At 59.7% G+C, this 24,832-nt stretch carries 26 protein-coding genes; 14 read left to right on the top strand and 12 right to left on the bottom strand.

The window, feature by feature from the left end; translation table 11 throughout:
• Positions 1-90: 90 nt before the first annotated feature.
• The 5 genes from BK667_RS19610 to BK667_RS19590 all read right to left on the bottom strand — a co-directional run bounded on the left by BK667_RS19610 (position 91) and on the right by BK667_RS19590 (position 4,709).
• On the bottom strand, positions 91-1,104 hold the full coding sequence (locus BK667_RS19610) for a GNAT family N-acetyltransferase (RefSeq protein ID WP_123598609.1): 1,014 nt from the start codon (positions 1,102-1,104) through the stop codon (positions 91-93).
• Positions 1,105-1,181: 77 nt separating this feature from the next.
• Positions 1,182-2,015 (bottom strand): sugar-binding protein, encoded by an 834-nt coding sequence (locus BK667_RS19605; protein ID WP_148060146.1) that lies wholly within the window; start codon positions 2,013-2,015, stop codon positions 1,182-1,184.
• 215 nt (positions 2,016-2,230) lie between these two features.
• Positions 2,231-3,064, bottom strand: a complete 834-nt coding sequence (locus BK667_RS19600; protein ID WP_123598607.1) for a sugar-binding protein — start codon at positions 3,062-3,064, stop codon at positions 2,231-2,233.
• A gap of 131 nt (positions 3,065-3,195) precedes the next feature.
• A complete protein-coding gene (locus BK667_RS19595; RefSeq protein ID WP_185058246.1) occupies positions 3,196-3,990 on the bottom strand; it encodes a substrate-binding periplasmic protein in 795 nt (264 codons plus the stop codon).
• Positions 3,991-4,082: 92 nt separating this feature from the next.
• Positions 4,083-4,709, bottom strand: coding sequence for a TetR/AcrR family transcriptional regulator (locus BK667_RS19590; RefSeq protein ID WP_123510343.1), 627 nt, complete (start codon positions 4,707-4,709; stop codon positions 4,083-4,085).
• Positions 4,710-4,899: 190 nt separating this feature from the next.
• Between BK667_RS19590 and BK667_RS19585 the strand changes: the two genes are divergently transcribed.
• The 8 genes from BK667_RS19585 (at position 4,900) to ppnP (ending at position 14,236) form a co-directional block, all read left to right on the top strand.
• Positions 4,900-6,690, top strand: coding sequence for an acyclic terpene utilization AtuA family protein (locus BK667_RS19585; RefSeq protein WP_185058245.1), 1,791 nt, complete (start codon positions 4,900-4,902; stop codon positions 6,688-6,690).
• A gap of 12 nt (positions 6,691-6,702) precedes the next feature.
• On the top strand, positions 6,703-7,572 hold the full coding sequence (locus BK667_RS19580) for an SDR family oxidoreductase (RefSeq protein ID WP_123510339.1): 870 nt from the start codon (positions 6,703-6,705) through the stop codon (positions 7,570-7,572).
• 3 nt (positions 7,573-7,575) lie between these two features.
• Positions 7,576-9,192, top strand: coding sequence for a geranyl-CoA carboxylase subunit beta (atuC, locus tag BK667_RS19575; protein ID WP_123598604.1), 1,617 nt, complete (start codon positions 7,576-7,578; stop codon positions 9,190-9,192).
• A gap of 24 nt (positions 9,193-9,216) precedes the next feature.
• Positions 9,217-10,374 carry a citronellyl-CoA dehydrogenase gene (gene atuD / locus BK667_RS19570; RefSeq protein ID WP_123598603.1) on the top strand — a complete coding sequence of 386 codons (1,158 nt, stop codon included), beginning with the start codon at positions 9,217-9,219 and terminating at the stop codon, positions 10,372-10,374.
• Entirely contained in the window at positions 10,371-11,168 is a 798-nt protein-coding gene (locus BK667_RS19565; RefSeq protein ID WP_123598602.1) for an enoyl-CoA hydratase/isomerase family protein, read from the top strand. Before atuD ends, BK667_RS19565 begins: the two co-directional genes overlap by 4 nt.
• A gap of 136 nt (positions 11,169-11,304) precedes the next feature.
• Complete coding sequence (locus BK667_RS19560; RefSeq protein WP_123598601.1) at positions 11,305-13,266, top strand: acetyl/propionyl/methylcrotonyl-CoA carboxylase subunit alpha; 1,962 nt, start codon at positions 11,305-11,307, stop codon at positions 13,264-13,266.
• Positions 13,267-13,337: 71 nt separating this feature from the next.
• Complete coding sequence (locus BK667_RS19555; protein WP_123510329.1) at positions 13,338-13,889, top strand: 3'-5' exonuclease; 552 nt, start codon at positions 13,338-13,340, stop codon at positions 13,887-13,889.
• Positions 13,890-13,951: 62 nt separating this feature from the next.
• Positions 13,952-14,236: a pyrimidine/purine nucleoside phosphorylase gene (gene ppnP / locus BK667_RS19550; RefSeq protein ID WP_054614024.1), complete on the top strand. Its 285-nt coding sequence runs from the start codon at positions 13,952-13,954 to the stop codon at positions 14,234-14,236.
• A gap of 75 nt (positions 14,237-14,311) precedes the next feature.
• Here ppnP and BK667_RS19545 read toward each other — a convergent pair whose 3' ends face one another.
• Entirely contained in the window at positions 14,312-15,118 is an 807-nt protein-coding gene (locus tag BK667_RS19545) for an MOSC domain-containing protein (RefSeq protein ID WP_123598600.1), read from the bottom strand.
• A gap of 205 nt (positions 15,119-15,323) precedes the next feature.
• A complete protein-coding gene (locus BK667_RS19540; protein WP_054052105.1) occupies positions 15,324-16,259 on the bottom strand; it encodes a chemotaxis protein CheV in 936 nt (311 codons plus the stop codon).
• Between the two features lie 443 nt (positions 16,260-16,702).
• On the opposite strand from BK667_RS19540, the gene BK667_RS19535 reads away from it, so the two are divergent.
• The 3 genes from BK667_RS19535 (at position 16,703) to BK667_RS19525 (ending at position 19,223) form a co-directional block, all read left to right on the top strand.
• Positions 16,703-17,173, top strand: coding sequence for a hypothetical protein (locus BK667_RS19535; protein ID WP_123598599.1), 471 nt, complete (start codon positions 16,703-16,705; stop codon positions 17,171-17,173).
• Between the two features lie 500 nt (positions 17,174-17,673).
• On the top strand, positions 17,674-18,567 hold the full coding sequence (locus tag BK667_RS19530; protein ID WP_123510323.1) for a sensor histidine kinase: 894 nt from the start codon (positions 17,674-17,676) through the stop codon (positions 18,565-18,567).
• Positions 18,564-19,223: a response regulator gene (locus tag BK667_RS19525; protein ID WP_123598598.1), complete on the top strand. Its 660-nt coding sequence runs from the start codon at positions 18,564-18,566 to the stop codon at positions 19,221-19,223. Before BK667_RS19530 ends, BK667_RS19525 begins: the two co-directional genes overlap by 4 nt.
• Here BK667_RS19525 and yegS read toward each other — a convergent pair.
• Positions 19,207-20,124, bottom strand: coding sequence for a lipid kinase YegS (gene yegS, locus BK667_RS19520; RefSeq protein WP_123598597.1), 918 nt, complete (start codon positions 20,122-20,124; stop codon positions 19,207-19,209). The genes BK667_RS19525 and yegS overlap by 17 nt on opposite strands.
• Positions 20,125-20,358: 234 nt before the next feature.
• On the opposite strand from yegS, the gene BK667_RS19515 reads away from it, so the two are divergent.
• The gene (locus tag BK667_RS19515; RefSeq protein ID WP_259698121.1) at positions 20,359-20,625 is read left to right on the top strand and encodes a hypothetical protein; all 267 of its coding nucleotides are present in this window, start codon (positions 20,359-20,361) and stop codon (positions 20,623-20,625) included.
• A gap of 55 nt (positions 20,626-20,680) precedes the next feature.
• Here BK667_RS19515 and BK667_RS19510 read toward each other — a convergent pair whose 3' ends face one another.
• Positions 20,681-21,868, bottom strand: coding sequence for a molybdopterin molybdotransferase MoeA (locus tag BK667_RS19510; protein WP_185058251.1), 1,188 nt, complete (start codon positions 21,866-21,868; stop codon positions 20,681-20,683).
• A gap of 22 nt (positions 21,869-21,890) precedes the next feature.
• Positions 21,891-22,430 carry a molybdenum cofactor biosynthesis protein B gene (gene moaB / locus BK667_RS19505; RefSeq protein WP_092279602.1) on the bottom strand — a complete coding sequence of 180 codons (540 nt, stop codon included), beginning with the start codon at positions 22,428-22,430 and terminating at the stop codon, positions 21,891-21,893.
• 81 nt (positions 22,431-22,511) lie between these two features.
• Here moaB and mobA point away from each other — a divergent pair, with 81 nt between their 5' ends.
• Both mobA and BK667_RS19495 read left to right on the top strand, forming a co-directional pair.
• A complete protein-coding gene (gene mobA, locus BK667_RS19500; protein ID WP_123598595.1) occupies positions 22,512-23,114 on the top strand; it encodes a molybdenum cofactor guanylyltransferase MobA in 603 nt (200 codons plus the stop codon).
• Between the two features lie 77 nt (positions 23,115-23,191).
• A complete protein-coding gene (locus BK667_RS19495; protein ID WP_054052090.1) occupies positions 23,192-23,413 on the top strand; it encodes a YgdI/YgdR family lipoprotein in 222 nt (73 codons plus the stop codon).
• A gap of 78 nt (positions 23,414-23,491) precedes the next feature.
• Here the strand turns inward: BK667_RS19495 and BK667_RS19490 are convergent, their stop codons facing one another.
• Positions 23,492-24,382 (bottom strand): pseudouridine synthase, encoded by an 891-nt coding sequence (locus BK667_RS19490; protein WP_123510313.1) that lies wholly within the window; start codon positions 24,380-24,382, stop codon positions 23,492-23,494.
• Between the two features lie 71 nt (positions 24,383-24,453).
• Positions 24,454-24,762, bottom strand: coding sequence for a transcriptional regulator (locus BK667_RS19485; protein ID WP_123598594.1), 309 nt, complete (start codon positions 24,760-24,762; stop codon positions 24,454-24,456).
• Between the last annotated feature and the right edge of the window lie 70 nt (positions 24,763-24,832).

The following is a 24,832-nucleotide window of genomic DNA, read 5'->3' as shown; positions in this document are numbered from 1 at the left end:
TCGCTCCCACAGGTTCAGTGCAAACCCTGTGGGAGCGAGCTTGCTCGCGATAGCGGACCCAAGACCGCAACGGATCTTGAGTCCTACGCCTCACGCCAACTTGCACCGATCAAAAAACCGCTCCCGCCCCAACACCATCAGCGCCGCGCGCTTGTGCGGGAAGTCGAACTCTTTCTCGCAGTGAAAGCACTGGTTGTGCAGGTGCCCGATCATCTTCGCGTTGTCCGCGCGAGGCTCGGCGACCACGCGCTGGGTGCGCGGATCATCCAGAAACAGGTAATGCACCAGCGCCGATAACCAGCTCGCTACTTTGTGCGGGCCGCGATGCGCTTCTTCACCCACCAGCATGTGAATGCCGCGGTCGTAATCGCCGGCGTCGTAGAACGGCGCGATGCGATCTTCCTTGGCCCAGTAGGCTTCAAAATAGGCGAACGGCTGATCATCGAAACACCCGATCAACGTCAGGGTGTGCGGATCGGCGTCGAGCTTGCTCAAGTACTCGCGATGCTTCTGGAGACTGCCTTCCTCTTCCCAGAAACTCGCCACTCGCGGGCTGTTCTGCCAGCGATTGAAACGCACCAGGTCCTGTTCGATTTCCACGCTACGCAAGGAAATCCACGCACCGAGGCGCGCATCGAAACGTCGATAGACTTCACCCCGGGGTTTGGCCGGGCGCAACGGATGGCGCTTGCCAGCGCTGATGACCATTTGCTGCGGATAGCTGTCGGTCCGCGACGCCCCCAGCCACGGCTGCGGCAATTGCCAGAACAGCGTGCGTTCACAGCGGTACTCACCCACCGTTTCGGTCGGGATCAGCAAACCGCTGAGCAAGGCTTCGGTGGGTGCTTCGCCCAGACGCCAGGTCAGGTGCTGGCAATCCGGATTCCGGGCAAACAGCCAATAGCAAGCGGCCCAGAATGCCTGACCGGCTGGCAGGCCGAAGCGCTCTTCGACCTCGATGTGCAATGCCAGCTCGCGGAACAGACGCAAACGAATCAACGGCTGCCCTTCCAGGCTGAGGCTCAACCGGCTTTCGGTTTCATCGGCTACAAGACTGCGCCCTGACGGCAACGCCAGGGCAGTCAGGTCATTCAGATTGGACATGGGTCGGGCTCACGTAATCGTCGACAGTTTCAACAAGGACGTAAGCACCAACAGTAAATTTAACCCGCTCTCCCCTGCTACAACGTCCTGAGCAGAATATCGTCCACGTAATAATCATTACCTGACCCGGTAGCCACTTCGCTGACGATATTGAATGTCATCGTCGCAGCGCTCGCCGTGAAGCTCCCCCTCAATATCATCCAGTCGGCGCCGGGGATTTCTTCCGGTCCCGCCACCACCGTGTCGCCGGCCCGGAGCGCGAGAATCGGCCTGGTGCCTACCACAGTTGATCGGCGAGTCCTCATGCTGAACTCATAGACCTCACCCACCCGCAGTTCGGAATAGGTCTTAAATAGCACCACGCCGTTGGAGTTGCTTGTATAGGTATTGTTGAAAAGCACCTCATTGCCGTCCGGCAGTTTGATGATGCTTAAATCCTGTGGATCGGCAGCCGCCGGCCCGGCCTGCCAGCCGTTGTAATCGCCATCGGTGAAGGTTGTGAGGTCCCGCCAAGGCACGTTCACCTGCAGGCTCACTGGCGGCAACAGTAAAGGACAGCACCCGCAGCAATCGTCAAAGGCCACTTGAAATACAAACACCAGCGAACTGCCGTGCAGCAGATCTTCGATCCCATTCCAGGAAATCGAACACTGCCAGCCCTCGTCGAGGTCGGCGTCGGTGACCCGCTCGGCATAGGCCACACGCAGCATGAAGGGGCTGCCATCATTGCGCTGCCCGCAGACATGCAGCGTTACCGTGTTGGAAGGCGCCATGAACGGCCACGGTCTTACATGAACAGTGATCTCTGATTGACCGACATCCACTCGCCGGACACTAATCGGGTTATCAGGCGCCTGGGTGACTTCAGGTGAAGGAACGCAGGCCAGATTGACGAAGACGGGTTGCGACATGGCGATAACCTCTCAGTAAGGTCGGCCCGTGACGAGGCCGACGACAGGAGGTCATCTAAACGCGTGGCTCATGGGTTTTCTACTGTCAGATCTGACAGGTACGTGGCAAGAAAGCGTGCTTTCCGACCATCGGTCAGGGCTTGGGCACCGGCACCACGGCGATCAGGCCTGGGCGTTTTCTCGCCATGACATCGCTTCAGGGTTAGAACGAAGCGCTACAGCTCCCTGACCAGAATGTCATCCAACCCATAATCGTTGCCCCTGATTCCGATATCAGGCTCATGACTGTAGATCCACAACTGCATGGTGCTGGCATCAGCCATGAATTCGCCCTTGAGCGGATGCCAGGATAAGTCAGTGATAGTGGTTTGAGCAGTCACCGGGCCCGAGCTGGTCTGCAAGGACAGGACTGGAACAGGGTTGTAATTGTTCAATCGCCGAACCGACAAACCGAACTCATAACGCAGGCCTGCATCAAGCTGATCAAAGGTCTTGATCAAAACCACGCCAGATGAGTCGCGGGAGTAAGTAATGTTTTCCAGACACTCGTTACCGTTACTGTTAACCAACAGCAAATCCCTGGCATCTTTTATTGCATCCCCTTTTTCCCAATGATTCCAGTTGCCATCGGTAAACGTGGTCAAGTCCTCAAAGGGTATGCGCACCTCGATTGCCAGCGGTGGAAACAACAACGGGCAGCAGCCACAGCAATCGTCGAAGGCCACTTGAAATACGAACACCAACGAACTGCCGTGTTGCAGGTCATTGAGCACATCCCACGGAATCGATCGCTCCCAACCCTCGTTGACGTCGGTATCAGTGACCGGCTCGGCATACACCTGGCGCAACATAAACGGGCTGCCATCCTGGCGCACGCCGCAGACGTGCAGGGTTACGGTGTTGGAAGGCGCCATAAACGGCCAGGGTTCCACCGCCACCGAGATGCCCGCTCCATCATCGGTCGGTCTGACCTTGAGTTTGTTATCAGGGGCCTGTGGAACGCGCAGTGATGGAACACATTTCAGGTTGACGAAGACTGGTTGCGACATGGCAATAACCTCTCGGCACGGTCGGCCCGTGAAGGCCGACAACAGGAGGTTATCTAAACGTGGGATTCATGGATTTTCTACTGTCAGATCTGACAGGTCCGTGGCAAAAACATGCTCTTTCAGACAATCGGTCAGGACTTGGGCACCGGCACCAGAGAGATTTTGTACGGCTCAAAAATCTTCAGCATCTGGCCGTTATCGCGCAAGCCTTGCAGCAACTTGCTGAACGCCGGGCCACTGATCGGCGCGGCGGGGCTGAGCAGTGCGTAGTGGTGGTAGACCTGGTCAATGCGCTGGGACACCAGCAACTCATCGGCGACTTTCTCGTTGCGCAGCAGGTAATCGCTCAGGTAGGAGCGCGTGACCAGGGCGATGTCCGCGCGATCACGCAAGACCATCAGCAGGTTGCTGTCATGGGAGTAGGTCAGCGTGGCGTTGAAGTTCTGCGCGAGGAATTTCGGGTCGGCATTGAAGTTGGCGAATTCGTAGTGATAGCCACTGAACAGCGCCAGACGTTTGCCGGCGAGGTCGGCAAAGTAACTCTGCTGACGGTCGGGTTTGCGTTGCGCGACAAAAATCTCGGCGTCTTCCAGGCCCATGTCGACCGTGGTGTGGGGAATGTCCTTCCAGCCCCAATCCGGGTTCTCGAAGATCGCCATGTCCACCCGGCCCTGCTTGAAATCACCGAAACGCCGGGGAATCGAGGTCGGCACCAGCACGAATTCGTAATCGGTCTGCAATTGATTCAAGGCTTCGACCAATTGCGGCAACAAACCGGTGTCGGCGCCGGACTCCGGACGCACGGTGTAAGGCGGAAAATGCGCCGCACCGACCCGCACCTGTTGCGCTGCCTGGGACGGCAACACCCATAGCACCGCGAGTGCCGCCAGCAAAAGCCGCGAGACCGTCCAACTTGGCGAAGACATCAAAACAACCCACTCCCCAAAAAAATACGCATCAATGCATTCAACCTAGGCGGTTTCGCCTACTTAGCCAGTTTATCGTCGAGATAGACGTGTCACTGCCGCTCTTCCAGCACCAGAATCAACGCCTCATCGGCCAATTGATCGAGGCTCATGCTGCCGCCGGCGCGAAACCAGGTGGTGGTCCAGGACAAGGCGCCCGTCAAAAACCGCCGAGTGATGAACACATCACCGCGGATAAACCCGGCGTCTTTGGCCTCGCCCAGCACCTGTAGCCAGATTTCTTCATAAATGTCCCGCAGGGCCAACACCTGGACCTGCCCTTCTGCGGACAACGAGCGCCATTCGTAAACCAGCACCGCCATGGCTTCGCCGCTGCCGCCCATGATCGACTGCAATTCGCAACGGATCAGCGCCAGCACCCGTTCGCGTACGTTGCCGGCCTCGGCCAACGCGGCACGCATCAGCGCAGTGTTGTAACGGATGGTTTCTTCCATCACCGCGCGCAGGATCTCGTCCTTGCTTTTGAAGTGATGAAAAATACTGCCCGACTGAATGCCCACCGCACTGGCCAGATCCCGCACCGTGGTGCGTTCATAGCCTTTGTTGCGGAACAGGTGAGCCGCCACTTGCAGCAGTTTGCCGCGGGCACTGTCCGGGTCGGTCAACTGGCCGTTGTCGACCAATTCGCGCATCACCCTCAGGGCTTTTTGCTCGTCCACCCGTTCTCTCCTACAGTCGTTCAGTCAGATGCGCCGCTCGCCGCTAAATCAGCGGGGTTGCGCGGGCAATTTAAGCTGGCCGGGACGACCAAGCAAGCGCTTGGGACGAAGATATTTTGGGCGTTTACAAACCAAGCGCTTGCTTGGTAGTCTCGGAGCACTTCTGTCGGAGCTGAGCATGGAGTTGACTGTGCCAAAAACAATCCGCATCGGTTGCGCCAGCGCCTTCTGGGGCGACACCTCGACCGCCGCCGCGCAATTGGTAGAGGGCGGGCGCCTGGACTATCTGGTGTTCGATTACCTCGCCGAAATCACCCTGTCGATCATGGCCGGCGCCCGGATGAAAGACGCGCAGGCAGGCTTTGCCAGCGACTTCATCGAAGTCCTCAGTCCTTTGTTGTCGCAACTCGCCGAACAGAAGATCCGCGTCATCAGCAACGCCGGCGGCGTCAACCCGCAAGCCTGCGCCGCCGCCCTGCAAGCGGCGTGCGACCAGGCCGGTGTGGCGCTGAAGATCGCCGTGTTGCTGGGGGATGACCTGCAACCGCAGTTCAAACAGCTCGGCAGCCAAGGTATCCACGAAATGTTCAGCGGCGCGCCGTTGCCGCCGATGTGCGTTTCTACCAACGCGTATCTCGGCGCACCGGGCATCGTCGAAGCCCTGCGCCTTGGCGCGGACATCGTGATCACCGGGCGGGTGGTGGACAGCGCCGTGGTCAGCGCCGCGCTGGTGCATGAATTCGGCTGGTCATGGCACGACTACGACAAACTGGCCCAGGCCGCACTGGCCGGGCACATCATCGAATGTGGCGCCCAATGCACGGGCGGCAATTTCACTGACTGGCGCGAGGTGCCCGATTACGAGCACATCGGCTTTCCTATCGTTGAAGTCAGCGCCGACAGCCAGTTCATCGTCAGCAAACCCGAAGGCTCCGGCGGATTGGTCACGCCATTGACCGTCGGCGAGCAGATGCTCTACGAAATCGGCGACCCGCAGGCTTATCTGCTGCCGGACGTGGTGTGCAATTTCAGTCAGGTCAAACTCCAACAGCAGGGCAAAAACGCAGTGCAGGTGCACGGCGCCAAAGGTTTGCCGCCGACAGATCAATACAAAGTCAGCGCGACCTACCCGGACGGTTTCCGCTGCACCGCCAGTTGCCTGATTGCCGGCATTGACGCGGTGGACAAGGCCCGGCGCGTCAGCGAAGCGATCATCAACAAAACCTCGGAGATTTTCAGCCAGCGCGGCTGGGCGCCCTACAGCGAAGTGAATATCGAACTGCTCGGCAGCGAGGCGACCTACGGCCCCCACGGCCAACGCCAGGACAGCCGCGAAGTGGTGATCAAACTTGCGGTGCGCCACCCGAACAAACAGGCGTTGATCGTGTTCTCCCGGGAGATCGCCCAGGCCGCCACCGGCATGGCCCCGGGGTTGACCGGGATCGTCGGCGGCCGGCCGACGGTGTATCCGCTGATCCGGCTGTTCTCGTTCCTGATCGACAAAACCGCCTGCACGCTGGAGATTGATCTCAAGGGGCAACGCCATCCCTGCGCCCTGCCCGCCCTCGATGCGCTCGACTCCGCTGATTTGCCCGTGCCGCTTGAGCCTCCCAAACCCACCGAGCGTGCCGATGCCAGCGTCGCGCTGGTCAAACTCGCGGTCGCCCGCTCCGGCGACAAGGGCAATCACAGCAACATCGGGGTCATGGCACGGCAGCCGCAGTTCCTGCCGTGGATCGCCGAAGCGCTGACGCCGGAGGTGATCGTCGACTGGATGAGCCACGTGCTCGACCCGGTTCGCGGCCGTGTCGAGCGCTGGTATTTACCCGGCACCCACAGCTTGAACTTCCTGCTGGAAAACGCCCTCGGCGGTGGTGGCGTAGCCAGCCTGCGGATCGATCCGCAAGGCAAAGCCTTCGCCCAGCAACTGCTGGAGATGCAGATTCCGGTGCCCCAGCGCATCGCCGACCTGGTCAACTAGAGGACCGCTGCCATGGCTTACGACTCGATTTTCAAACCCGATCTGTTCGCTGGCCAAACCATTATTGTCACCGGCGGCGGCAGCGGCATCGGCCGTTGCACCGCCCACGAACTGGCGGCCCTCGGTGCCCATGTGCTGCTGGTGGGACGCAACGCCGACAAACTGAAAAACGTCGCCCTGGAGATTGCCGAGGATGGCGGCAAGGCGGACTGGAAGACTTGCGATATTCGTGAGGAAGAAGCGGTCAAGCATCTGGTCAGCGAGTTGATCCGCCTGCATGGCCCGATCCATGGCCTGGTCAACAACGCCGGTGGCCAGTTCCCGTCACCCCTGGCCTCGATCAACCAGAAGGGTTTCGAAACCGTGATGCGCACCAATCTGGTGGGCGGTTTCCTGATGGCCCGGGAAGTGTTCAATCAATCCATGAGCAAGCACGGCGGGGCCATCGTCAACATGCTCGCCGACATGTGGGGCGGCATGCCCGGCATGGGCCATTCGGGTGCGTCGCGCTCGGGCATGGACAACCTGACCAAGACCGCCGCGTTCGAATGGGGTTACGCCGGGGTGCGGGTCAACGCCGTGGCACCGGGCTGGATCGCCTCAAGCGGCATGGACACTTACGAAGGCGCGTTCAAGGCCGTGATCCCGACCCTGCGCGAACACGTGCCGCTCAAACGCATCGGCACCGAATCGGAAGTCAGCGCAGCGATTGTGTTCCTGCTCAGCCCGGCGGCGGCATTCGTCAGCGGCAGCACGTTGCGCATTGACGGTGCGGCGAGTCTTGGCGGACGGGCGTGGCCGATTCACAAGGCGCAGAACAGCGAGTCGTACAACGGTTTCCATCGCGCGTACTTACCCGATGTATTGAAGGACAAGGAATAAGTCATGCCGGTGATCCAGTCGCAAGTCGACCCTTTCAGTGAACAGTTCGCGCAAAACCGTGCGGTGATGCTGGTGGGCATCGAGCACGTCCGCCAACTCGAACAGAATCTGCTGAACAAGGCCGCCGAAGCCAAAGCCAAATTCGACAAACGCGGGCAACTGCTGCCCCGTGAACGACTCAATCTGTTGCTCGACCCCGGTGCACCGTTTCTCGAACTGGCGAGCCTTGCGGGCTACAAGCTGCACGACGACAAGGACGGCAGTTCGGCCGGCGGCGGCTTGATTGCCGGGATCGGTTACGTGTCCGGCGTGCGGGTGTTGGTGGTGGCGAACAATAGCGCAATCAAGGGCGGTACCATTTCCCCCAGCGGTTTGAAAAAATCCCTGCGCCTGCAGCAAATTGCCATGGAAAACAAACTGCCGGTGATCACCCTGGCCGAGAGCGGCGGCGCCAACCTCAATTACGCCGCCGAGATTTTCATTGAGGGTGCGCGCAGCTTTGCCAATCAGGCGCGGATGTCGGCCATGGGGTTGCCGCAAATCACCGTGGTCCACGGCTCGGCCACCGCTGGCGGCGCGTATCAACCGGGTTTGTCGGACTACGTCGTGGTGGTGCGCGGCAAGGCCAAGCTCTTTCTCGCCGGCCCGCCGCTGTTAAAAGCCGCCACCGGCGAAGTCGCCACTGATGAAGAATTGGGCGGCGCCGAAATGCACGCGCAAACCGCCGGCACCGCCGAGTACCTGGCCGAGAACGACGCCGACGGCGTGCGCGTGGTGCGCGAGATTGTCAGCCTGTTGTCGTGGAACGAGCAGCTGCAATGGTTACCCGAACGCCAATGGAAAGAACCGCTCTACCCCATCGACGAATTGCTGGGCCTGATCCCGGATGACCCGAAAAAACCCTACGACGTGCGCGAAATCATCGCCCGGATTGCCGACGGTTCGAACTTCCTTGAGTTCAAGGGCGAGTTCGATCAGCAGACGATCTGTGGCCGCCTGCACATTCAAGGTCGCGCCTGCGGCTTTATCGGCAACAACGGCCCGATCACACCCAAGGGCGCGAGCAAGGCTGCGCAGTTTATTCAGCTCTGTGATCAGAGCCAGACGCCGCTGCTGTTTTTCCACAACACCACCGGTTTTATGGTCGGCACCGAGTCGGAGCAGCAAGGCGTGATCAAGCACGGCGCGAAGATGATCCAGGCGGTGGCCAACGCCCGGGTGGCGAAACTGACCATCGTCGTCGGCGGTTCCTACGGGGCCGGCAACTACGCGATGTGCGGCCGTGGCCTCGACCCACGCTTCATCTTCGCCTGGCCCAACAGCCGCACGGCGGTGATGGGCGGCGCCCAGGCCGGTAAGGTGTTGCGGATCGTCACCGAGGCCAAGCAACTCAAGGATGGCCTGGTGCCGGACCCGAAAATGCTCGACATGCTGGAGCAGGTCACCGCACAGAAACTCGACAGCCAGTCCACCGCGCTCTACGGCAGCGCCAGTTTGTGGGACGACGGGTTGATCGATCCCCGGGACACCCGGACGTTGCTCGGGTATTTGCTGGATATCTGCCAGGAGGCCGAGGTTCGGCCGCTGCAAGCCAACAGTTTTGGTGTCGCCCGCTTTTAAGCGGCGCTCAGGAGAACAATAAAAATGATCTTCACCCAGGAACACGAAGCACTGCGCCGCACCGTTCGCCAATTCGTCGATCACGAGATCAACCCGCACGTCGAGGAATGGGAAAAGGCCGGACGCTTTCCGATCCATGAGATCTTCCGCAAGGCCGGCGATCTGGGCTTGCTGGGGATATCCAAACCGGAAAAATTCGGTGGCATGGGTTTGGACTACAGCTATTCGATCGTCGCCGCCGAAGCGTTCGGCACGATTCATTGCGGCGGGATTCCGATGTCCATCGGCGTGCAAACCGACATGTGCACCCCGGCCCTCGCCCGCTTCGGCTCCGATGAATTGCGTGAAGAGTTCCTGCGCCCGGCGATCACCGGCGAGCAAGTTGGGTGCATCGGCGTCTCGGAAGTCGGTGCCGGTTCCGACGTCGCCGGGCTGAAAACCACCGCGCGCAAGGACGGTGACGACTACGTGATCAACGGCAGCAAGATGTGGATCACCAACTCGCCGAGCGCCGATTTCATCTGCCTGCTGGCCAATACTTCCGACGACAAACCCCACGTCAACAAGTCGCTGATCATGGTGCCGATGAACACGCCCGGCATCAGCCTGAGTTCGCACCTGGACAAGCTCGGCATGCGCAGTTCGGAAACCGCCCAGGTGTTTTTCGACAACGTGCGCGTGCCGCAGCGCAACCGCATCGGCCACGAAGGCGCGGGGTTCATGATGCAGATGTTGCAGTTCCAGGAGGAACGCCTGTTCGGCGCCGCGAACATGATCAAGGGCCTGGAATACTGCATCGACAGCACCATCGAGTACTGCAAGGAGCGCAAGACCTTCGGCAATGCGCTGATCGACAACCAGGTGATTCACTTCCGTCTGGCGGAATTGCAAACCGAAATCGAATGCCTGCGGGCGCTGGTCTACCAGGCTACCGAGCAGTACATCAAAGGCCAGGACGTCACGCGCCTGGCGTCGATGGCCAAACTCAAGGCCGGGCGCCTGGGTCGGGAAGTCAGCGACAGTTGCCTGCAATACTGGGGCGGCATGGGCTTCATGTGGGACAACCCGGTGGCCCGTGCCTATCGTGACGTACGACTGGTGTCGATTGGCGGCGGCGCCGATGAAATCATGCTGGGGATCATCTGCAAACTCATGGGCACCCTGCCGGGGAAAAAGAAATGAACAGCCTGCCGGTTTGCCAGACGCTGTTGCTCGAACGACACAACGGCGTATTGCACATCACCCTCAACCGCCCGGAAAGCCGCAACGCCATGAGTTTGCAGATGGTCGCTGAACTGCGTGCGGTGCTGGCGGCAGTGCACGATGACCGGGCTGTGCGGGCCTTGGTGATCAGTGGTGCCGGCGGACATTTCTGCGCAGGCGGCGACATCAAGGACATGGCCAACGCTCGCGCTCAAGGCCCCCAGGCTTATCGCGACTTGAACCGAGCATTCGGTGCATTGCTGCAAGAGGTGCAACACGCCCCGCAAGTAGTGATTACGGTGTTGCAAGGCGCGGTGCTGGGTGGTGGCTTCGGCCTGGCCTGCGTCAGCGATGTCGCCCTGGCCGATCACCAGGCGCAATTCGGTTTGCCGGAAACCAGCCTCGGTCTGCTACCGGCGCAAATCGCACCCTTTGTGGTCCAGCGCATCGGCCTGACCCAGACCCGCAGACTGGCCCTCACCGCGGCGCGATTCGACGGCACCCACGCACGGCGAATGGGCCTGGTGCATTTTGTCGAGCACGACCAGCAAGCCCTGGCCGAACGCCTTGAAGAGGTATTGGCCCATGTGCTGTGCTGCGCACCGGGGGCGAATGCGCAGACGAAAAAACTGCTGTTGGCGAGTGCCGGGCAGCCTTCGGATGAACTGTTGGATCAAGCGGCCGAATGGTTCAGCGAAGCGGTGACCGGGGCCGAGGGCATCGAGGGAGCGATGGCCTTCGTGCAAAAGCGAAAACCGGGGTGGGCCTCCTGAAGAGCTTCGCGGGCAAGCCTCGCTCCTACAGGTTTTCTGTCATGCCCAACATTTGCGGCAGACACCCCCCCTGTAGGAGCGAGGCTTGCCCGCGAAGAGGCCCTGAAATTCTCCGCAAACACCAAGGGAAAGACCTATGCCCGGATTCACCAAAATCCTGATCGCCAACCGCGGTGAAATCGCCTGCCGCATCCAGCGCACCGCCCAGGCCCTGGGCTACCGCACCGTCGCCGTGTTCAGCGATGCCGACGCCGATGCCCTGCACGTACAAATGGCCGACGAAGCCGTGAACCTCGGCCCGGCCCCCGTGCAGCAGTCCTACCTGAACATCCCGGCGATCATCGAGGCCGCTCGCCGCACCGGCGCCGATGCGATCCACCCCGGCTACGGCTTCCTCTCGGAAAACGCCGGGTTCGCCCTCGCCTGTCAACAGGCCAACATCACCTTCATTGGCCCCAGCCCGGACGCCATCGAGCTGATGGGCAGCAAGCGCCTGTCGAAACTCGCCATGATCAAAGTAGGTGTGCCCTGCATCAGCGGCTATCAAGGGGCAGCACAGGACGACGCGACCCTGAGCCGCGAGGCCGAACGCATCGGCTATCCGCTGATGATCAAGGCCAGTGCCGGCGGTGGCGGGCGTGGCATGCGCCTGGTGCACGACGCCAGCGATTTGCTGGAGCAGCTGCGCACCGCCCGCTCCGAAGCCCTGCACGGCTTTGGCAGCGATGAACTGATCCTCGAACAGGCACTGATCGAGCCGCGCCACGTCGAGGTTCAAGTGTTCGGCGACCAGCACGGCCATCTTATCTACCTCGGCGAGCGCGACTGTTCGATCCAGCGCCGGCACCAGAAAATCATCGAGGAAGCGCCCTGCCCGGTGATGACCGCCGAGCTGCGCCAGGCCATGGGCGAGGCGGCGCTCAAGGCTGGACGCGCGGTGAGCTATGTCGGCGCCGGCACCGTGGAATTTCTGCTGGATGCGCGCGGGCAGTTTTACTTTCTGGAGATGAATACCCGACTGCAAGTGGAACACCCGGTGACCGAACTGATCACCGGCCTGGACCTGGTGGCGTGGCAACTACACGTCGCCGAAGGCCTGCCGCTGCCGTTGCGTCAGGATCAGGTGCAACTCAACGGGCATGCCATCGAAGTGCGCCTGTACGCCGAGGACCCGGCCCAGGGTTTCCTGCCCCAGACCGGACGTATCGGCGCGTGGGAACCCGCATCGCAAAACGGCGTGCGCATCGACCATGGCCTGATCGAAGGCCAGCACATCAGCCCCTTCTACGATCCAATGCTCGGCAAACTCATCGCCCACGGCGCCACCCGCGAAGAAGCCCGACGCAAGCTCTTACGGGCAGTACAAGACAGCGTGCTGCTGGGCGTGCAAAGCAATCAGCGCCTGCTCGCCAGCCTGCTCGAACACCCACAATTTATCAGTGGCGCATTCAGCACCGGGTTTATCCCGACGCACTTCGCCGAGCATCCCTGCCTGCATGCCCACATCCCGAGCGCCGAAGAACTGGCCATCGCGACGGCGCTGTTTTATCAGGCATCAGCACAGCATCACGCCGCCCCGTTGGCGGGATGGCGCAATAACGCCAGCGTACCGCTGCACTATCGCATCGGTGTGGAGGATCAGGACTGGACGGTGGAACTGAATGCTTTGCCTGGCGAGCCGTACCGCCTACAGGTCGATGATCGAATGCTCGCTTTGAAGCTTATCCACTTCGACAGACACCACGCCACCCTGGAAATCAACGGCATCCGCCAGCGTCACGCCTATCGCCTCGACGCCGGGCAACTGTGGTTGTTCACTCGCCCTGGCAGCTTGCGGCTGGTGGATCGCACACAAGTTGCCGTGACCAGCCAGGCCAGCGTCAGCTCCGGCACGCTCAAGGCCCCCATGGACGGGGCGATCGTCGATGTGCTGGTCAGTGAGGGCAGCACCGTCAGCAAGGGGCAACTGCTGGTGGTGCTGGAGGCGATGAAAATGGAGCATCCGCTCAAATCCGGCATCGACGGCGTGCTCAAGCGCTTGCAGGTCCGGGTCGGCGATCAGGTCAAAAATCGTCAGATTTTGTTGGAGGTTGAATAAGGCGCTAGGCGGATCCGCCGGGTTTGGCTACGCTCAAGCCCTATCAGGACGCGGATACCAGGAACCCTGCGATGCCTCACTGGTTGGTCATTGATTTGGAAGCCACCACCGATGAGGGCGGCTGGCCAGTCACAGAGATGGAAATCATCGAAATCGGCGCCACCCTGGTGGACCGCAAAGGCCGGGAGCTGGATCAATTCCAGCGCTTCGTACGCCCGACGCGCCGGCCTTTGCTGACGCCGTTTTGCCGCGAGTTGACCCATATCACCCAAGCCAATATCGATACCGCGCAACCGTTGACCGAAGTCTGGCCGGCGTTCGAGCGCTGGCTCGGCCAGCATCATTCGCGCCTGGAAGGTTGGGTCAGTTGGGGCGACTACGACCGCCAGCAATTGGTTCAGGAATGGCAGCGACTGCAACTCGACAGCTTCTTGAGCCAAGTACCGCACATGAACCTCAAGCAGCGTTTCGCCAAGGCGCGGCGACTGGATCGGCCACTGGGGCTCAACGGCGCACTGCAACTGGCAGGCATGCAGTTCAATGGCCAGCAGCACCGGGCGCTGGAAGATGCACGCAATACCGCGCGGTTGTTACCGCTGGTGCTTCCCATCCAGGAGAGGTGACGGCGCAAAGGGCGTTGTGCATACTGGCCGGCCCTTTTAAGCCCTTTTTCGAGGAATCGCCCATGTTTAAAGTCAACGAGTACTTCGACGGCACCGTCAAGTCGATCGCCTTTGGCACTGCTGAAGGTCCGGCGACGATTGGCGTCATGGCACCGGGCGAATACGAATTCGGTACCAGCCAGCGTGAAATCATGCACGTGGTGACCGGCGCCCTGACTGTCAAACTGCCAGACAGCAGCGACTGGGAAACCTTCGCCGCCGGCAGCCAGTTCAACGTGCCGGCCAACAGCAAGTTCCAGCTGAAAGTGGCCGTCGACACCGCTTACCTGTGCGAATACCGCGGCTAAACCCCTGGGTTTTCACAGCGCTAAAAAAAAATGCCCGTGTCCAAGGACACGGGCATTTTTCGTTTATAGCGTTGGTTACTCGAGGATCGTCACCGGCATGCCGACTTCAAGTCGACCATTGCTGTCGTTGACCAGGTTCTGGCCGAACATCGCGCCATCCTCTTCAGCCCGATACTTCTGCAGCGTGGCCAGGGGCTCGCGATCATCGCTGCGTACACCGGTCTGCGGATCGATGGTGGTCAGGATGCACCTGGCGCACGACTTGACCACCCGGAACTCGACATCACCGATGCGGATGCGCTTCCAGCCATCTTCGGCATAAGCGTCACTGCCTTCGATCACCAGATTGGGCCGGAAGCGCAGCATTTCCAGCGGCCGACCGACCTTGATGGACAAGTCTTCCAGCGACGCCTGCCCAATCAGCAACAGCGGGAAGCCATCGGCGAACGCTACCTGATCGTCGTCCTTGCCGTAACCGGATTGAGTGGCGCGCGCGCGATCCAGAGGCACTTGCACCAGCCGCGTTGGTTTGCCGATGAATTGACTGACCCAGGCACCCGCCGCGTCGCCGGCATCGGGCACACGCAGGGTGTCGCGCCAAATGGTCACGCCGCGCAGCTCAGCCTCATTGCCGGGCAAGGCGATATCGATCGGTGCATGGCCAGGCGCACTGAGGGTCAAGCCGCCTTCGGCATTCCACAGCGCCGACAGCTGGCTCATTTTCGCCACCGCCCTTTGGGTCAGGAAGCGCCCGCTGGCCTCATCTACCAGCATCCAGCGTCGGTCTCCGTCGAGGCCAAGTTTGTCGAGGCTGACCTGTTGCAGGGTCTCGCCCTTGGCGGATTTCAACGGATAACGATAAAGCGCGCTCAGATGCAGCATTGCCAGCTTCCTGATGGGCCAAAAACGCCACCCTATACGAGCTTGATCGCTGAATCAAAGGCTGAAAATTGAATACTGGATACCTTGTGGGAGCGAGCCTGCTCGCGAAAGCGTCAGGACAGTCAACATCAATGTCGAATGCTTAACCGCCTTCGCGAGCAGGCTCGCTCCCACAGATAGACCATGCACAGCCGTTGATTCTTTATCAGGCCGGCACTTCGTCGAGCATCAGGCGCTGGCGCACCACGTCAACCAGCTTGTCCGGCTGGAACTTGGAAAGGAAGTTGTCACAGCCAACCTTCTTGACCATCGAGTCGTTGAAACTGCCGGACAGCGAGGTATGCAGGACCACGTAGAGGCCACGCAGGCGCGGGTCGTTACGGATTTCGGTGGTCAGGCGATAGCCGTCCATCTCCGGCATTTCCGCGTCGGTGAAGATCATCAGCAGTTTGTCGGTCATGACCACGCCGGTATCGGCCCAGGCCTTGAGCATGTTCAGTGCCTTCAGACCGTCGCTGGCGATGTGCATCTTCACACCCAACTGGCCGAGGGTGTCGCGCAATTGCGAAAGCGCCACGTTGGAGTCGTCCACCAGCAGCACTTCACGGCCCCGGGCGCGTTCCAGCACCGGGTCATCGAGTTTGTCCTTGGACACCTTGGCGTTGTACGGGACGATTTCGGCGAGGACTTTTTCCACGTCGATGATTTCCACCAACTGGTCATCGACCTTGCTGATGGCCGTCAGGTAATGCTGGCGACCGGCACTGGTCGGCGGCGGCAGAATGGCTTCCCAGTTCATGTTGACGATGCGGTCCACGCCACCGACCAGGAATGCCTGCACCGAGCGGTTGTACTCGGTGACGATAATGGTACTGGTGGGGCTTGGCACCAGGGGACGCATGCCGATGGCCTGGGACAGATCGATGACCGGCAACGTCTGGCCACGCAGATTGACCACGCCGCAGACAAACGGATGACGCTGGGGCATCAGCGTCAGTTTCGGCAGTTGCAGTACTTCTTGAACTTTGAAGACGTTGATCGCGAACAATTGTCGCCCGGCCAATCGGAACATGAGAATTTCCAGGCGATTCTCACCCACCAGTTGCGTGCGTTGGTCTACCGTGTCGAGAATGCCGGCCATCAATGACTCCTGGGCTTGTTCTGTTGAATTCACTAATGAGGGTTATCGGCTGTTATTGCCGGACCTTGACCCTGCGACAAAATGCCATGCTCAGGCATTGATGTCACATTAACATCATGCTTTACTGGCCTCGTGATTTTCTTCACGCATTACTCCCTCCCGCGCGACCTCGGTTTGCACGTTAGGTTCCCCTGTGTAAGGGATTCCCCTAGTAACAATCAGGCCCAACCTGATATTCGCAATATCCAATAGCCATTAATGTGACGCCATTCTCATTGCATGAACGGAGTCAGGCTTTTGTGTGCGATCGCAGGTCAGTGGCCCTCCACCCTCTCGAGTTATCCAGCGTGCGCAAAGGCCCACCGGGGTGCGCTCGCACAAAAACTCGTGATCATCGACACACACGACATTCCCTCATCTGACATGACGTTGTGGAGATAAGCATGCCGAACGACCATAAAGAGGGGACTCAAGGGCTTCCTGAGTTTCTCGTCGAGGCTGAAACACTCCTGGCCAAAACCGGAGAATGCCTCAGCCATCTGCAACTGATCAGCAATGATACGGACGCGATCGACTGCATGCTTAGCACCCTGCTCAAGCTGGCGAACAAGGCGGATGCCCTGGGGCTGGAAGCGGTTTCGGAGTTTTCGCTGCATATTCATGGCTTGCTGAACCATGCCCAACATCAGATGGCGCTAAACGACCATGCCCTGATGGCGCTGAAAGATTGCCTGACCTTGCTGGCCTGGCAACTTGAACTGATCGACTCGAAAACCGGCCAGTTGAGCCTGGATGACAGCGAGCAGACATCGCTGATCGAGGCGTTTGCCTTTCAAGTCGGGCAGAGCCGGTTTCAGCCACCCGTCCATGCCAAGCCGCTTACCCTTGTGACATTCTCGGAACGGCAAGCCTGATTTTGCCAGGCAACTATGCGTCGCCTGGTGTTGTTATTGCTCCATCCGAATCAATAACTTGTACACGCAATGTCGCAATTGAAAATGTCATATCTGCCAACGACAGTTCATTAGACATATTTATTCTTGTCGAGCGCGGACTTTCTGTCTTGGGCTCAGGTAATGCCTGACTTTAAAAATAAACCAGGCACCTTTACTATCTTCGCCCCCCGAAAAGCAAACTTTTCCATTATGGAACCAACGTCCAATTTGGTTAATTCCTGACTGTTTGGACATATATACCGAACGCGACCAACGGTATCTTAAGTGGTATTATGCCGGCCATTAGTTGACTTCAATTAATGGCACACCGATTCTCGACGGCTAAACTTCAGGGCTGGATTCCGTCATCTGACTTGCACCATTGAAGTCGAAGATTGACCCAACCTTTTTTCAGACAGAGACCCGTCAGCCACCATGACGGATCTACCCGCAGCGAACATCCATTGGCTCCATCTGCTATGTACGCCAGCCTCAAGTCAATTACCACGTGGCCACCCTCCCGAGAAAACGCGCGTCGGTTCACGCTGTTGCTGTGTACCTGCTCGGCGCTTGGCAGCCTGCTGGTTTATGGTTTGTCCACTCGCCTGCCAGCGAGCCTGCTGCTACTCAACATCGCAGCACTGGCGTGTGTCTGGGTCGGGCATCGCCTGTCGCGCAAGTCGATCAAGTTTCAGCCCCAAGAGTTGGCCGACCGGCTTCTGGAAGTACAGGAAAACGAACGCCATCGGCTCAGCCGCGAGTTGCACGACGACATCGGCCAATTGCTGACAGCGGCAAAGCTCCAAAGTGAATGGCTCAAGCGCCGGCTGCCCGAAGATCTGCAGGGGCAGTGCTCGGTGCTCTGTGAAACCCTGGAAGAAACCTTGACCAAGGTGCGCGACGTCTCAGCCATCCTCAATCCCCGGCAGTTGACCAGTCTTGGCCTCGAAGCCAGCCTGCGGGCACATTTGCTCAAGACCCTGGCCAATACCTCGGTGCACTGGAGCCTGGAATGCCATCAGCGCTTGACCGGCATCCCGGAAGAAATGGCCGTGGCCGCCTTCCGGATTACTCAGGAAGCAGTGACCAATATCCTGCGCCATGCCGAGGCCAGCAATTTACTGGTACGCGTGCAACGCTTGCCCCAAGGCCTGACATTGCTGATCAGCGATGACGGCCTGGGCTTTGCGCCCGCGGCAAACCCCGGGCGCGAGGGACAGCGTGGAATGGCCGGGATGTCGGAGCGGATCGAGCAATTGGGCGGGACTTTGACCGTGGCCAGCGAGCCAGGCAAAGGCACTCAAATCGAAGCACTTTTCCCCTGGGCGCCCCGCGCGCTTGAGCGGGCCAGTACGAATAAGGTTATGCGTTGACTTGTAACTTACTTCTGGTGGATGACCACTCGCTGATCCGGGCAGGCGTGCGCGCTCTGGTGCTGGATATTCCCGGCTACGCGGTAATCGGCGAGGCCAATGGTGGCTCGCAACTGCTGGAGATGGTCGAGCAACTGTCCCCGGACATCGTCCTGCTGGATATCTCCATGAAGGAGACCGGCGGCCTCGAAGCCTTGCAGCGCCTTAAAAAGGTTCGCCCGCAGAGCAAAGTGCTGATCCTGTCGATGCACACCGACCCGACTCTGATCATGCAGGCACTGGAATCCGGGGCTCATGGATACTTACTCAAGGACACCACGGCCACTGAGCTCGAACACGCCTTGGACGCCTTGCGCAACAACGAGCGCTACTTGAGCCCGGCCATCGCCCACACCGTGATCAACCAGGCGCTGATCCGCACCCAGAAAAACCAGGCGCCCATCCCGGACGCCCATAACCTGACGGCACGCCAACTGGAAATCCTGCGACTGATCGTGCGTGGCAAATCCACCCGGGAAATCGCCAACGGCCTGGGCTTGAGCATCAAGACCGTCGAAACCCATCGCTCGCAGATCATGAAACGCCTGCAGATCTACGACGTGGCCGGCCTGGTGCTGTTCGCCGTGCGTGAGCAAATCATCAGTCTGGACGATTGACGACTGGCGATGAACCCAGCAGTGGCGAGTTCGCTGGCAAATGCACCCGCAACGCCGCCGGACGCGCCTCGAAACGCAAGTTGTCGCCCTCCAGGGGTTCGCCATCCAGGTTGATATGCAGACCTTCCGAGACTTTGATCTCGACCCACGGTAAACGGGCTCGCACGAACATGCTGTCGATGCCGAAGCCCTCCGTCAGCAAGTTCTTCAATGTGCCGACCACTTCCTGGGGTGCCGGCAGAATGCTGATATCCAATAGCCCATCATCCACCAACGCCTGTGGGCATAACACACGACCGCCACCGGCCTGTCGGCCATTGCCGATGCCCAATGCCAACAATTCGCCACGCCAATGAAAGTCCGGCCCCTGCAATTCGCCATAAGCGGCATGCAACTCACTGAAGCGCGATAAACCGGTGAACAGATACGCCGCACCGCCCAGGATCTTTTTCAGGTCCTCCGAGGTGTTGGCGGTGACGTTACTGCCAAATCCGCCGGTGGCCATGTTCAGGAACGCCTGTCCGCCGACGGTTCCCAGATCGATGGCGCTCGGTGCACTGTCCAGCAGTTCCAATGCCTGAGCGGGTTCCAGAGAAATACCGGCGGCGCGAGCAAAATCGTTGGCGGTGCCCAACGGCATCAGCACCAGACTGGCATCGCTTGAATGCGCCGCCATGGCTTCGGCGATATCACGCAAGGTACCGTCGCCGCCACCGGCAATCACCTGCCTGTAACCGGCGGCCAGCGCTTCATCCACCAGGCGCCCGGCATCGCCGGCCTCCCAGGTCAGCCGAACGGCCAGCTCCCATCCTTGCTTGCGCTTGCCTTCAACGGCCGCGCGGACTTCCTCGTTGAGTGCCTGCTTGCCATGCAGAATCAACAGCGCCTTGCGCTCACCCATTGCTATCACTCCTATGATTGGAATCCGTATGGGAGATGTTGACCTCACGGGCACCCAAAAAAGTCAGGAGAACTTGAATTAATTCAGAGTCCCGGCGACGTGGGTCCTACAGGGCGGTACGTTTTCTTACAATATCTGAGGAATCGGCTTAATTGACCGGGCCCGGTGATTGGTACACCTTTGGGGCCTGCGGTTTCGATCATCAAAATACAACCACACAAGGATGTGCACGCAATGAATGCAAACGCCCTAAGGGCTCATCAGGCTGAATTCAAAAACAGCGCAAAACCTGCCGGAGAAGTCGATATGGAACCTCGCGTCGTTGAGCTGGAAACCCACCTCAAGTACATCCGCAGAGACATGGACGAAGTGCGTAGTGACGTCAAATCCATCAAGCACCGACTGGCCTACTCGGCCGGCGCGGGCGCCGTGGCTCTGGGGCTTTTGGGATGGATCGCCAACAGCCGGTTCGATCAGGTCGTGACACTGCTGTCCCATTGAACGACAGAGTGAACGCAAGACCCGGCTCGATTCACCGGGCTTGCATTGGCAGGCATTAACCCAAGACTTCACTCAGGGGGATGAAGTTGACGTATTCCCCCTCGATCAATGTGCGGTCTTCCAGCACTTCCACCAGGCCTTCAGCCCAGGCGGCGCTGCGCAGTACGCCGGAACTCTGATTCCTGTAAATGGTTGCCCGACCGCTCTCGATGCGCCCACGCAGGTACTCCCGTCGATTGCCAGCCTTGGGCCAGACAAACCCTGCCGGCACCGGGAATTTCAGCGGTTCGACCTCTTGGACACCCTGACGGCGCAGGAGATAAGGCCGCGCCAGCAGGGCAAAGGTCACCAGCGTGGAGGCTGGGTTACCCGGCAGACCAATCACCGGTACGCCACGGAAATGCCCAAACGTCAGCGGTTTGCCGGGTTTGATCGCGAGCTTCCACAAGGCCAGCTCGCCTTCTTCGCGCAAGGCAATGCCCAGGAAGTCGGCCTCCCCCACGGACACACCGCCCGTGGACAAAATCAGATCGACATGGGTCAATTCGCCCAAGCGAGCACGAGTTATCGCCAGATCATCCACGAGGATGCCGGCATCAATCACCTCGCAGCCCAAACGCTGCAACCAGCTGCAAAGCAACACACGGTTGCTGTTGTAGATCTGTCCCGGGCCCAACGCCTGACCGGGTTCGATCAGCTCATCACCGGTGGACAGCACCGCCACACGAACCTTGCGCACTACCGCAAGTTCAGCACACCCCAGTGACGCCGCCAGCCCCTGCTCAATGGGGCCAAGACGCGTACCGGCAGACAGGACCAACTCGCCGACGGTGGTTTCCTGGCCCTGTGGACGAATGTTCTGGCCCGGCGTCATGGTTTCGGTGAAGAGCACGCGCTCATCCGCCTGGACCTCGGCGTTCTCCTGCATCTCGACGCAATCGGCACCCGCGGGCACCGGCGCACCGGTGAAGATTCGCGCACAGGTCCCTGGCTGTAACGGTTGTGGGGCCTGGCCAGCGAAAATCTTCTGACTGACCACCAATGGCTCTCCGTTCCAGTCAGCCAGACGCAAGGCATAACCGTCCATGGCACTGTTGGGCCAGGGCGGCAGGTCCAGCGTCGAAATCAGATCCTCTGCCAGCACACGACCCTGAACCTGTGCCAGCGGCAAGTGTTCACGCTCGCGGATCGGTGCCGCTTCGGCCATTTCCAGCAAGCGTGCCAGTGCCACCTCGACCGGCATCAAGCTGCCGGTTTTGCCAGGCTTACCCGCGGGATTCACAGGGTGCCGCCTGTTTCAGATGAGGAACGAAATTACACGGACGGTGCCGCGAATCGAGTTGCTCGGCCAGAATGCCATCCCAGCCAGTACGCACGGCGTTCGTCGAACCCGGCAAGCAGCAGACCAGCGTGCCATTGGCCAAACCGGCCAATGCCCGGGACTGCACGGTCGAGGTGCCAATGTCCGCCACGGAAATCTGCCGGAACAACTCACCAAAACCATCGACTTGCTTATCCAACAGGCAACTGACGGCTTCCGGCGTGCTGTCGCGGCCGGTGAACCCGGTGCCGCCAGTAATCAGCACGACCTGAACCACGTCATCGGCAATCCAGGTGGCGACTTGCGCACGGATTTTGTACAGGTCATCTTTAAGCAGCACCCGTGCCGCCAGGTTGTGACCGGCAGCGCTCAGGCGGTCGACAAAGACCTGGCCAGAGGTGTCGGTTTCCAGGGTCCGGGTATCGCTGACCGTCAGCACCGCGATATTGAGCGGCGCGAAAGGTACATCAGCCTTGGCTTTCATAGGCTCGTCCAGTTGTAGGGGAAACAGCCCGGTGTTATATCACAGCGCCTCATTTTTTCGCCGCCCCCATGGAGAGCTGCCATGACTTCAAATACACCGCTGCCGACCTGTTCAATTCTGCTCCTGGCGGGTGGGCGTGGCCAGCGCATGGGCGGCCAGGACAAAGGGCTGATCGAGTGGCACGGCGAACCGTTGATTGCGCATCTGCATCGCAAGACCCGCGCCCTGAGCGATGACTTGATCATCTCCTGCAACAGAAACCAGGAAAAATACGCACCGTACGCCGACCAACTGGTGGTTGATGATCACGCCGGTTTTCCTGGGCCGCTGGCCGGTATCCGTGCCGGCCTGAAGGCCGCCCGCCATACTCATTTGCTGGTTTTACCCTGTGATGTGCCGCGTATTGATGCCGCCCTGCTTCAAGACATGCGCGAAACCGCCGCCCGGCATCCGGACAAACCACTGATGCTGCGCCACGGCGACCATTGGGAACCTTTGTTGTGCATTATTCCCGTCGCCCTTTCAGATGCGTTCGAAAATGCCTGGAACGAGGGCGAACGCAGCCCAGGCAGAATCATGCGGCAACTGGGCGCCTCCGCCCTGCAATGCCCGGACAATGACCCTCGCCTGGCCAATCTGAACACACCCGAACTGTTAACTGCACACAACACTGTGTCAGACTGACACGAGAAGGAACTTGCGCGCGTTGCATACGTCTACAAGCTCAGTAACCAAAAGAATTCATATTCGGAGACACACTCATGACTCAACGGACCCTCGCCACTTTCATGCTCGCACTGGGCCTCGCTACCCTCGCCGGTTGCGCATCGCCAACAGTGATCACCTTGAATGATGGTCGTGAAATCCAGGCCGTCGACCAACCTAAATTCGATGAAGAGTCGGGTTTCTACGAGTTCGAACAGCTGGACGGCAAGCACACGCGCATCAACAAGGATCAGGTTCGTACCGTTAAAGACTTGTAATCTTTGCGGTGACAATCGGATACAGAAAAGCCCGCTAAATGCGGGCTTTTTCGTGTCCGAAGAAAAGTGCGGTATCGATCACCACTGCAACGTAATGGTGCTCTCGAAGACACGTTCCTGGCCGGTGACCGGGTCTACAAAACGCAGCCCCTGGGCCAGCAGCTTCAAGGGGTTGGCGTAGTCATCCTCGACGTCCTTGAGTACCTGAGGATAGAACGGATCATTGCAGATACTGGCGCCCAGGGCCGTCATGTGCACCCGCAACTGGTGCTTCTTGCCCGTGACCGGGTAGAGCCCATAACGCCAGAGTTCGCCGTTTTTCTCCCGGACCTCGACCGCCGTCTCGGTATTGCTGACGCCAGGGCCTTCCTGCATGCGGAAGAACGGTTCGCCGTCCACGAGACGGCTTTTATGCACCAACGGGAAGGACAACTCAGGCAACGCGCGGGCAATCGCTTCGTAGCGTTTTTCGATTTGCCGCGTCGGAAACAACGACTGATACGCCGAACGCGTCTGGGGATTGGCCGAAAACAGCACCAGCCCCGCCGTATGCCGGTCAATACGGTGCAACGGCACCAGATGCGGGTTATCCAACCGGTGGATCAATCGCCGCAGCAGGGTCTGCTCCACGTATTCGCCAGCCGGCGTCACGGGCAGAAAGTGCGGTTTGTCTGCGACCACCAAGTGCTCGTCGGCGTACAGGATCGACTCGACCACCGGGATCGGCTTTTCGTCCGGCACCTCACGGAAATAATGAATCCGCAGGCCTTCCTTGTACGGCAGATCAAGGGCGATCGGCTGACCCTGGCCGTCAAGGACACGGCCGCGAGCGATGCGATCCAGCCATTGTTCACGGCCGATGGCGCCGAAATGCTCGCACAGGCAATCGAGTACGGTCTGCCATGGGCCGGGTGGCAGGTACAGGGTACTGGCTTGGCTGTGTGCGGCGGAAAACGATGAAGTGGACATACGAACGCTCTAACCCTCAATACAGGGCGGCATTATCCAACAGCGGCCGGAGCGAACCTAGCGCAGATTCCTCAAGCGGTCCGCGCGGCTGCTTCGGTAAATTCCTTGAGCCAGCGCAGGACATCCACTGCTTCCCAGCGACCGGGATCGTAAAGCGCATACATCAAGCCCTGATAACCCACCACATCCAGCTGCCGGTGATAACCCGCACGCTGGAACAAGGCTTCGATTTCGGCGAAACAGGTGTTGAAATGCAGCTTGTTGAAGGGGGTTTTACCTTCAGTGACCAGGCCATCCAGGCGCAGTTCGATCACCGCCTCGCGCACCACCTCGATCGACATCCGGTTCACGCTGTTCTTCAATTGTTCGACATTGACCACGGCTCATCCCTCTGACTAGCGGGATCACCTGGCCAAATCCGTAAAAGGAGGACGCATGGCAGGCAACCCG

Origin of the sequence: Pseudomonas frederiksbergensis (genome assembly GCF_003732705.1) — a bacterium.
Classification (GTDB): domain Bacteria; phylum Pseudomonadota; class Gammaproteobacteria; order Pseudomonadales; family Pseudomonadaceae; genus Aquipseudomonas; species Aquipseudomonas frederiksbergensis_F.
This window is presented reverse-complemented; position numbering and strand designations above follow the sequence as displayed.

What these genes read in the sequence shown, in the direction of transcription:
- BK667_RS19495 (WP_054052090.1), top strand. Translation starts at nt 23,192, where the DNA reads ATGACTCAACGGACCCTCGCCACTTTCATGCTCGCACTGGGCCTCGCT.
- BK667_RS19560 (WP_123598601.1), top strand. Translation starts at nt 11,305, where the DNA reads ATGCCCGGATTCACCAAAATCCTGATCGCCAACCGCGGTGAAATCGCC.
- BK667_RS19545 (WP_123598600.1), bottom strand. Translation starts at nt 15,118, where the DNA reads ATGCTGCATCTGAGCGCGCTTTATCGTTATCCGTTGAAATCCGCCAAG.
- atuC (WP_123598604.1), top strand. Translation starts at nt 7,576, where the DNA reads ATGCCGGTGATCCAGTCGCAAGTCGACCCTTTCAGTGAACAGTTCGCG.
- BK667_RS19540 (WP_054052105.1), bottom strand. Translation starts at nt 16,259, where the DNA reads ATGGCCGGCATTCTCGACACGGTAGACCAACGCACGCAACTGGTGGGT.
- moaB (WP_092279602.1), bottom strand. Translation starts at nt 22,430, where the DNA reads ATGAAAGCCAAGGCTGATGTACCTTTCGCGCCGCTCAATATCGCGGTG.
- ppnP (WP_054614024.1), top strand. Translation starts at nt 13,952, where the DNA reads ATGTTTAAAGTCAACGAGTACTTCGACGGCACCGTCAAGTCGATCGCC.
- BK667_RS19600 (WP_123598607.1), bottom strand. Translation starts at nt 3,064, where the DNA reads ATGTCGCAACCAGTCTTCGTCAACCTGAAATGTGTTCCATCACTGCGC.
- BK667_RS19580 (WP_123510339.1), top strand. Translation starts at nt 6,703, where the DNA reads ATGGCTTACGACTCGATTTTCAAACCCGATCTGTTCGCTGGCCAAACC.
- mobA (WP_123598595.1), top strand. Translation starts at nt 22,512, where the DNA reads ATGACTTCAAATACACCGCTGCCGACCTGTTCAATTCTGCTCCTGGCG.
- BK667_RS19530 (WP_123510323.1), top strand. Translation starts at nt 17,674, where the DNA reads ATGTACGCCAGCCTCAAGTCAATTACCACGTGGCCACCCTCCCGAGAA.
- BK667_RS19565 (WP_123598602.1), top strand. Translation starts at nt 10,371, where the DNA reads ATGAACAGCCTGCCGGTTTGCCAGACGCTGTTGCTCGAACGACACAAC.
- BK667_RS19515 (WP_259698121.1), top strand. Translation starts at nt 20,359, where the DNA reads ATGAATGCAAACGCCCTAAGGGCTCATCAGGCTGAATTCAAAAACAGC.
- BK667_RS19595 (WP_185058246.1), bottom strand. Translation starts at nt 3,990, where the DNA reads ATGTCTTCGCCAAGTTGGACGGTCTCGCGGCTTTTGCTGGCGGCACTC.
- BK667_RS19510 (WP_185058251.1), bottom strand. Translation starts at nt 21,868, where the DNA reads ATGCCGGTCGAGGTGGCACTGGCACGCTTGCTGGAAATGGCCGAAGCG.
- BK667_RS19490 (WP_123510313.1), bottom strand. Translation starts at nt 24,382, where the DNA reads ATGTCCACTTCATCGTTTTCCGCCGCACACAGCCAAGCCAGTACCCTG.
- BK667_RS19605 (WP_148060146.1), bottom strand. Translation starts at nt 2,015, where the DNA reads ATGTCGCAACCCGTCTTCGTCAATCTGGCCTGCGTTCCTTCACCTGAA.
- BK667_RS19610 (WP_123598609.1), bottom strand. Translation starts at nt 1,104, where the DNA reads ATGTCCAATCTGAATGACCTGACTGCCCTGGCGTTGCCGTCAGGGCGC.
- atuD (WP_123598603.1), top strand. Translation starts at nt 9,217, where the DNA reads ATGATCTTCACCCAGGAACACGAAGCACTGCGCCGCACCGTTCGCCAA.
- BK667_RS19535 (WP_123598599.1), top strand. Translation starts at nt 16,703, where the DNA reads ATGCCGAACGACCATAAAGAGGGGACTCAAGGGCTTCCTGAGTTTCTC.
- BK667_RS19555 (WP_123510329.1), top strand. Translation starts at nt 13,338, where the DNA reads ATGCCTCACTGGTTGGTCATTGATTTGGAAGCCACCACCGATGAGGGC.
- yegS (WP_123598597.1), bottom strand. Translation starts at nt 20,124, where the DNA reads ATGGGTGAGCGCAAGGCGCTGTTGATTCTGCATGGCAAGCAGGCACTC.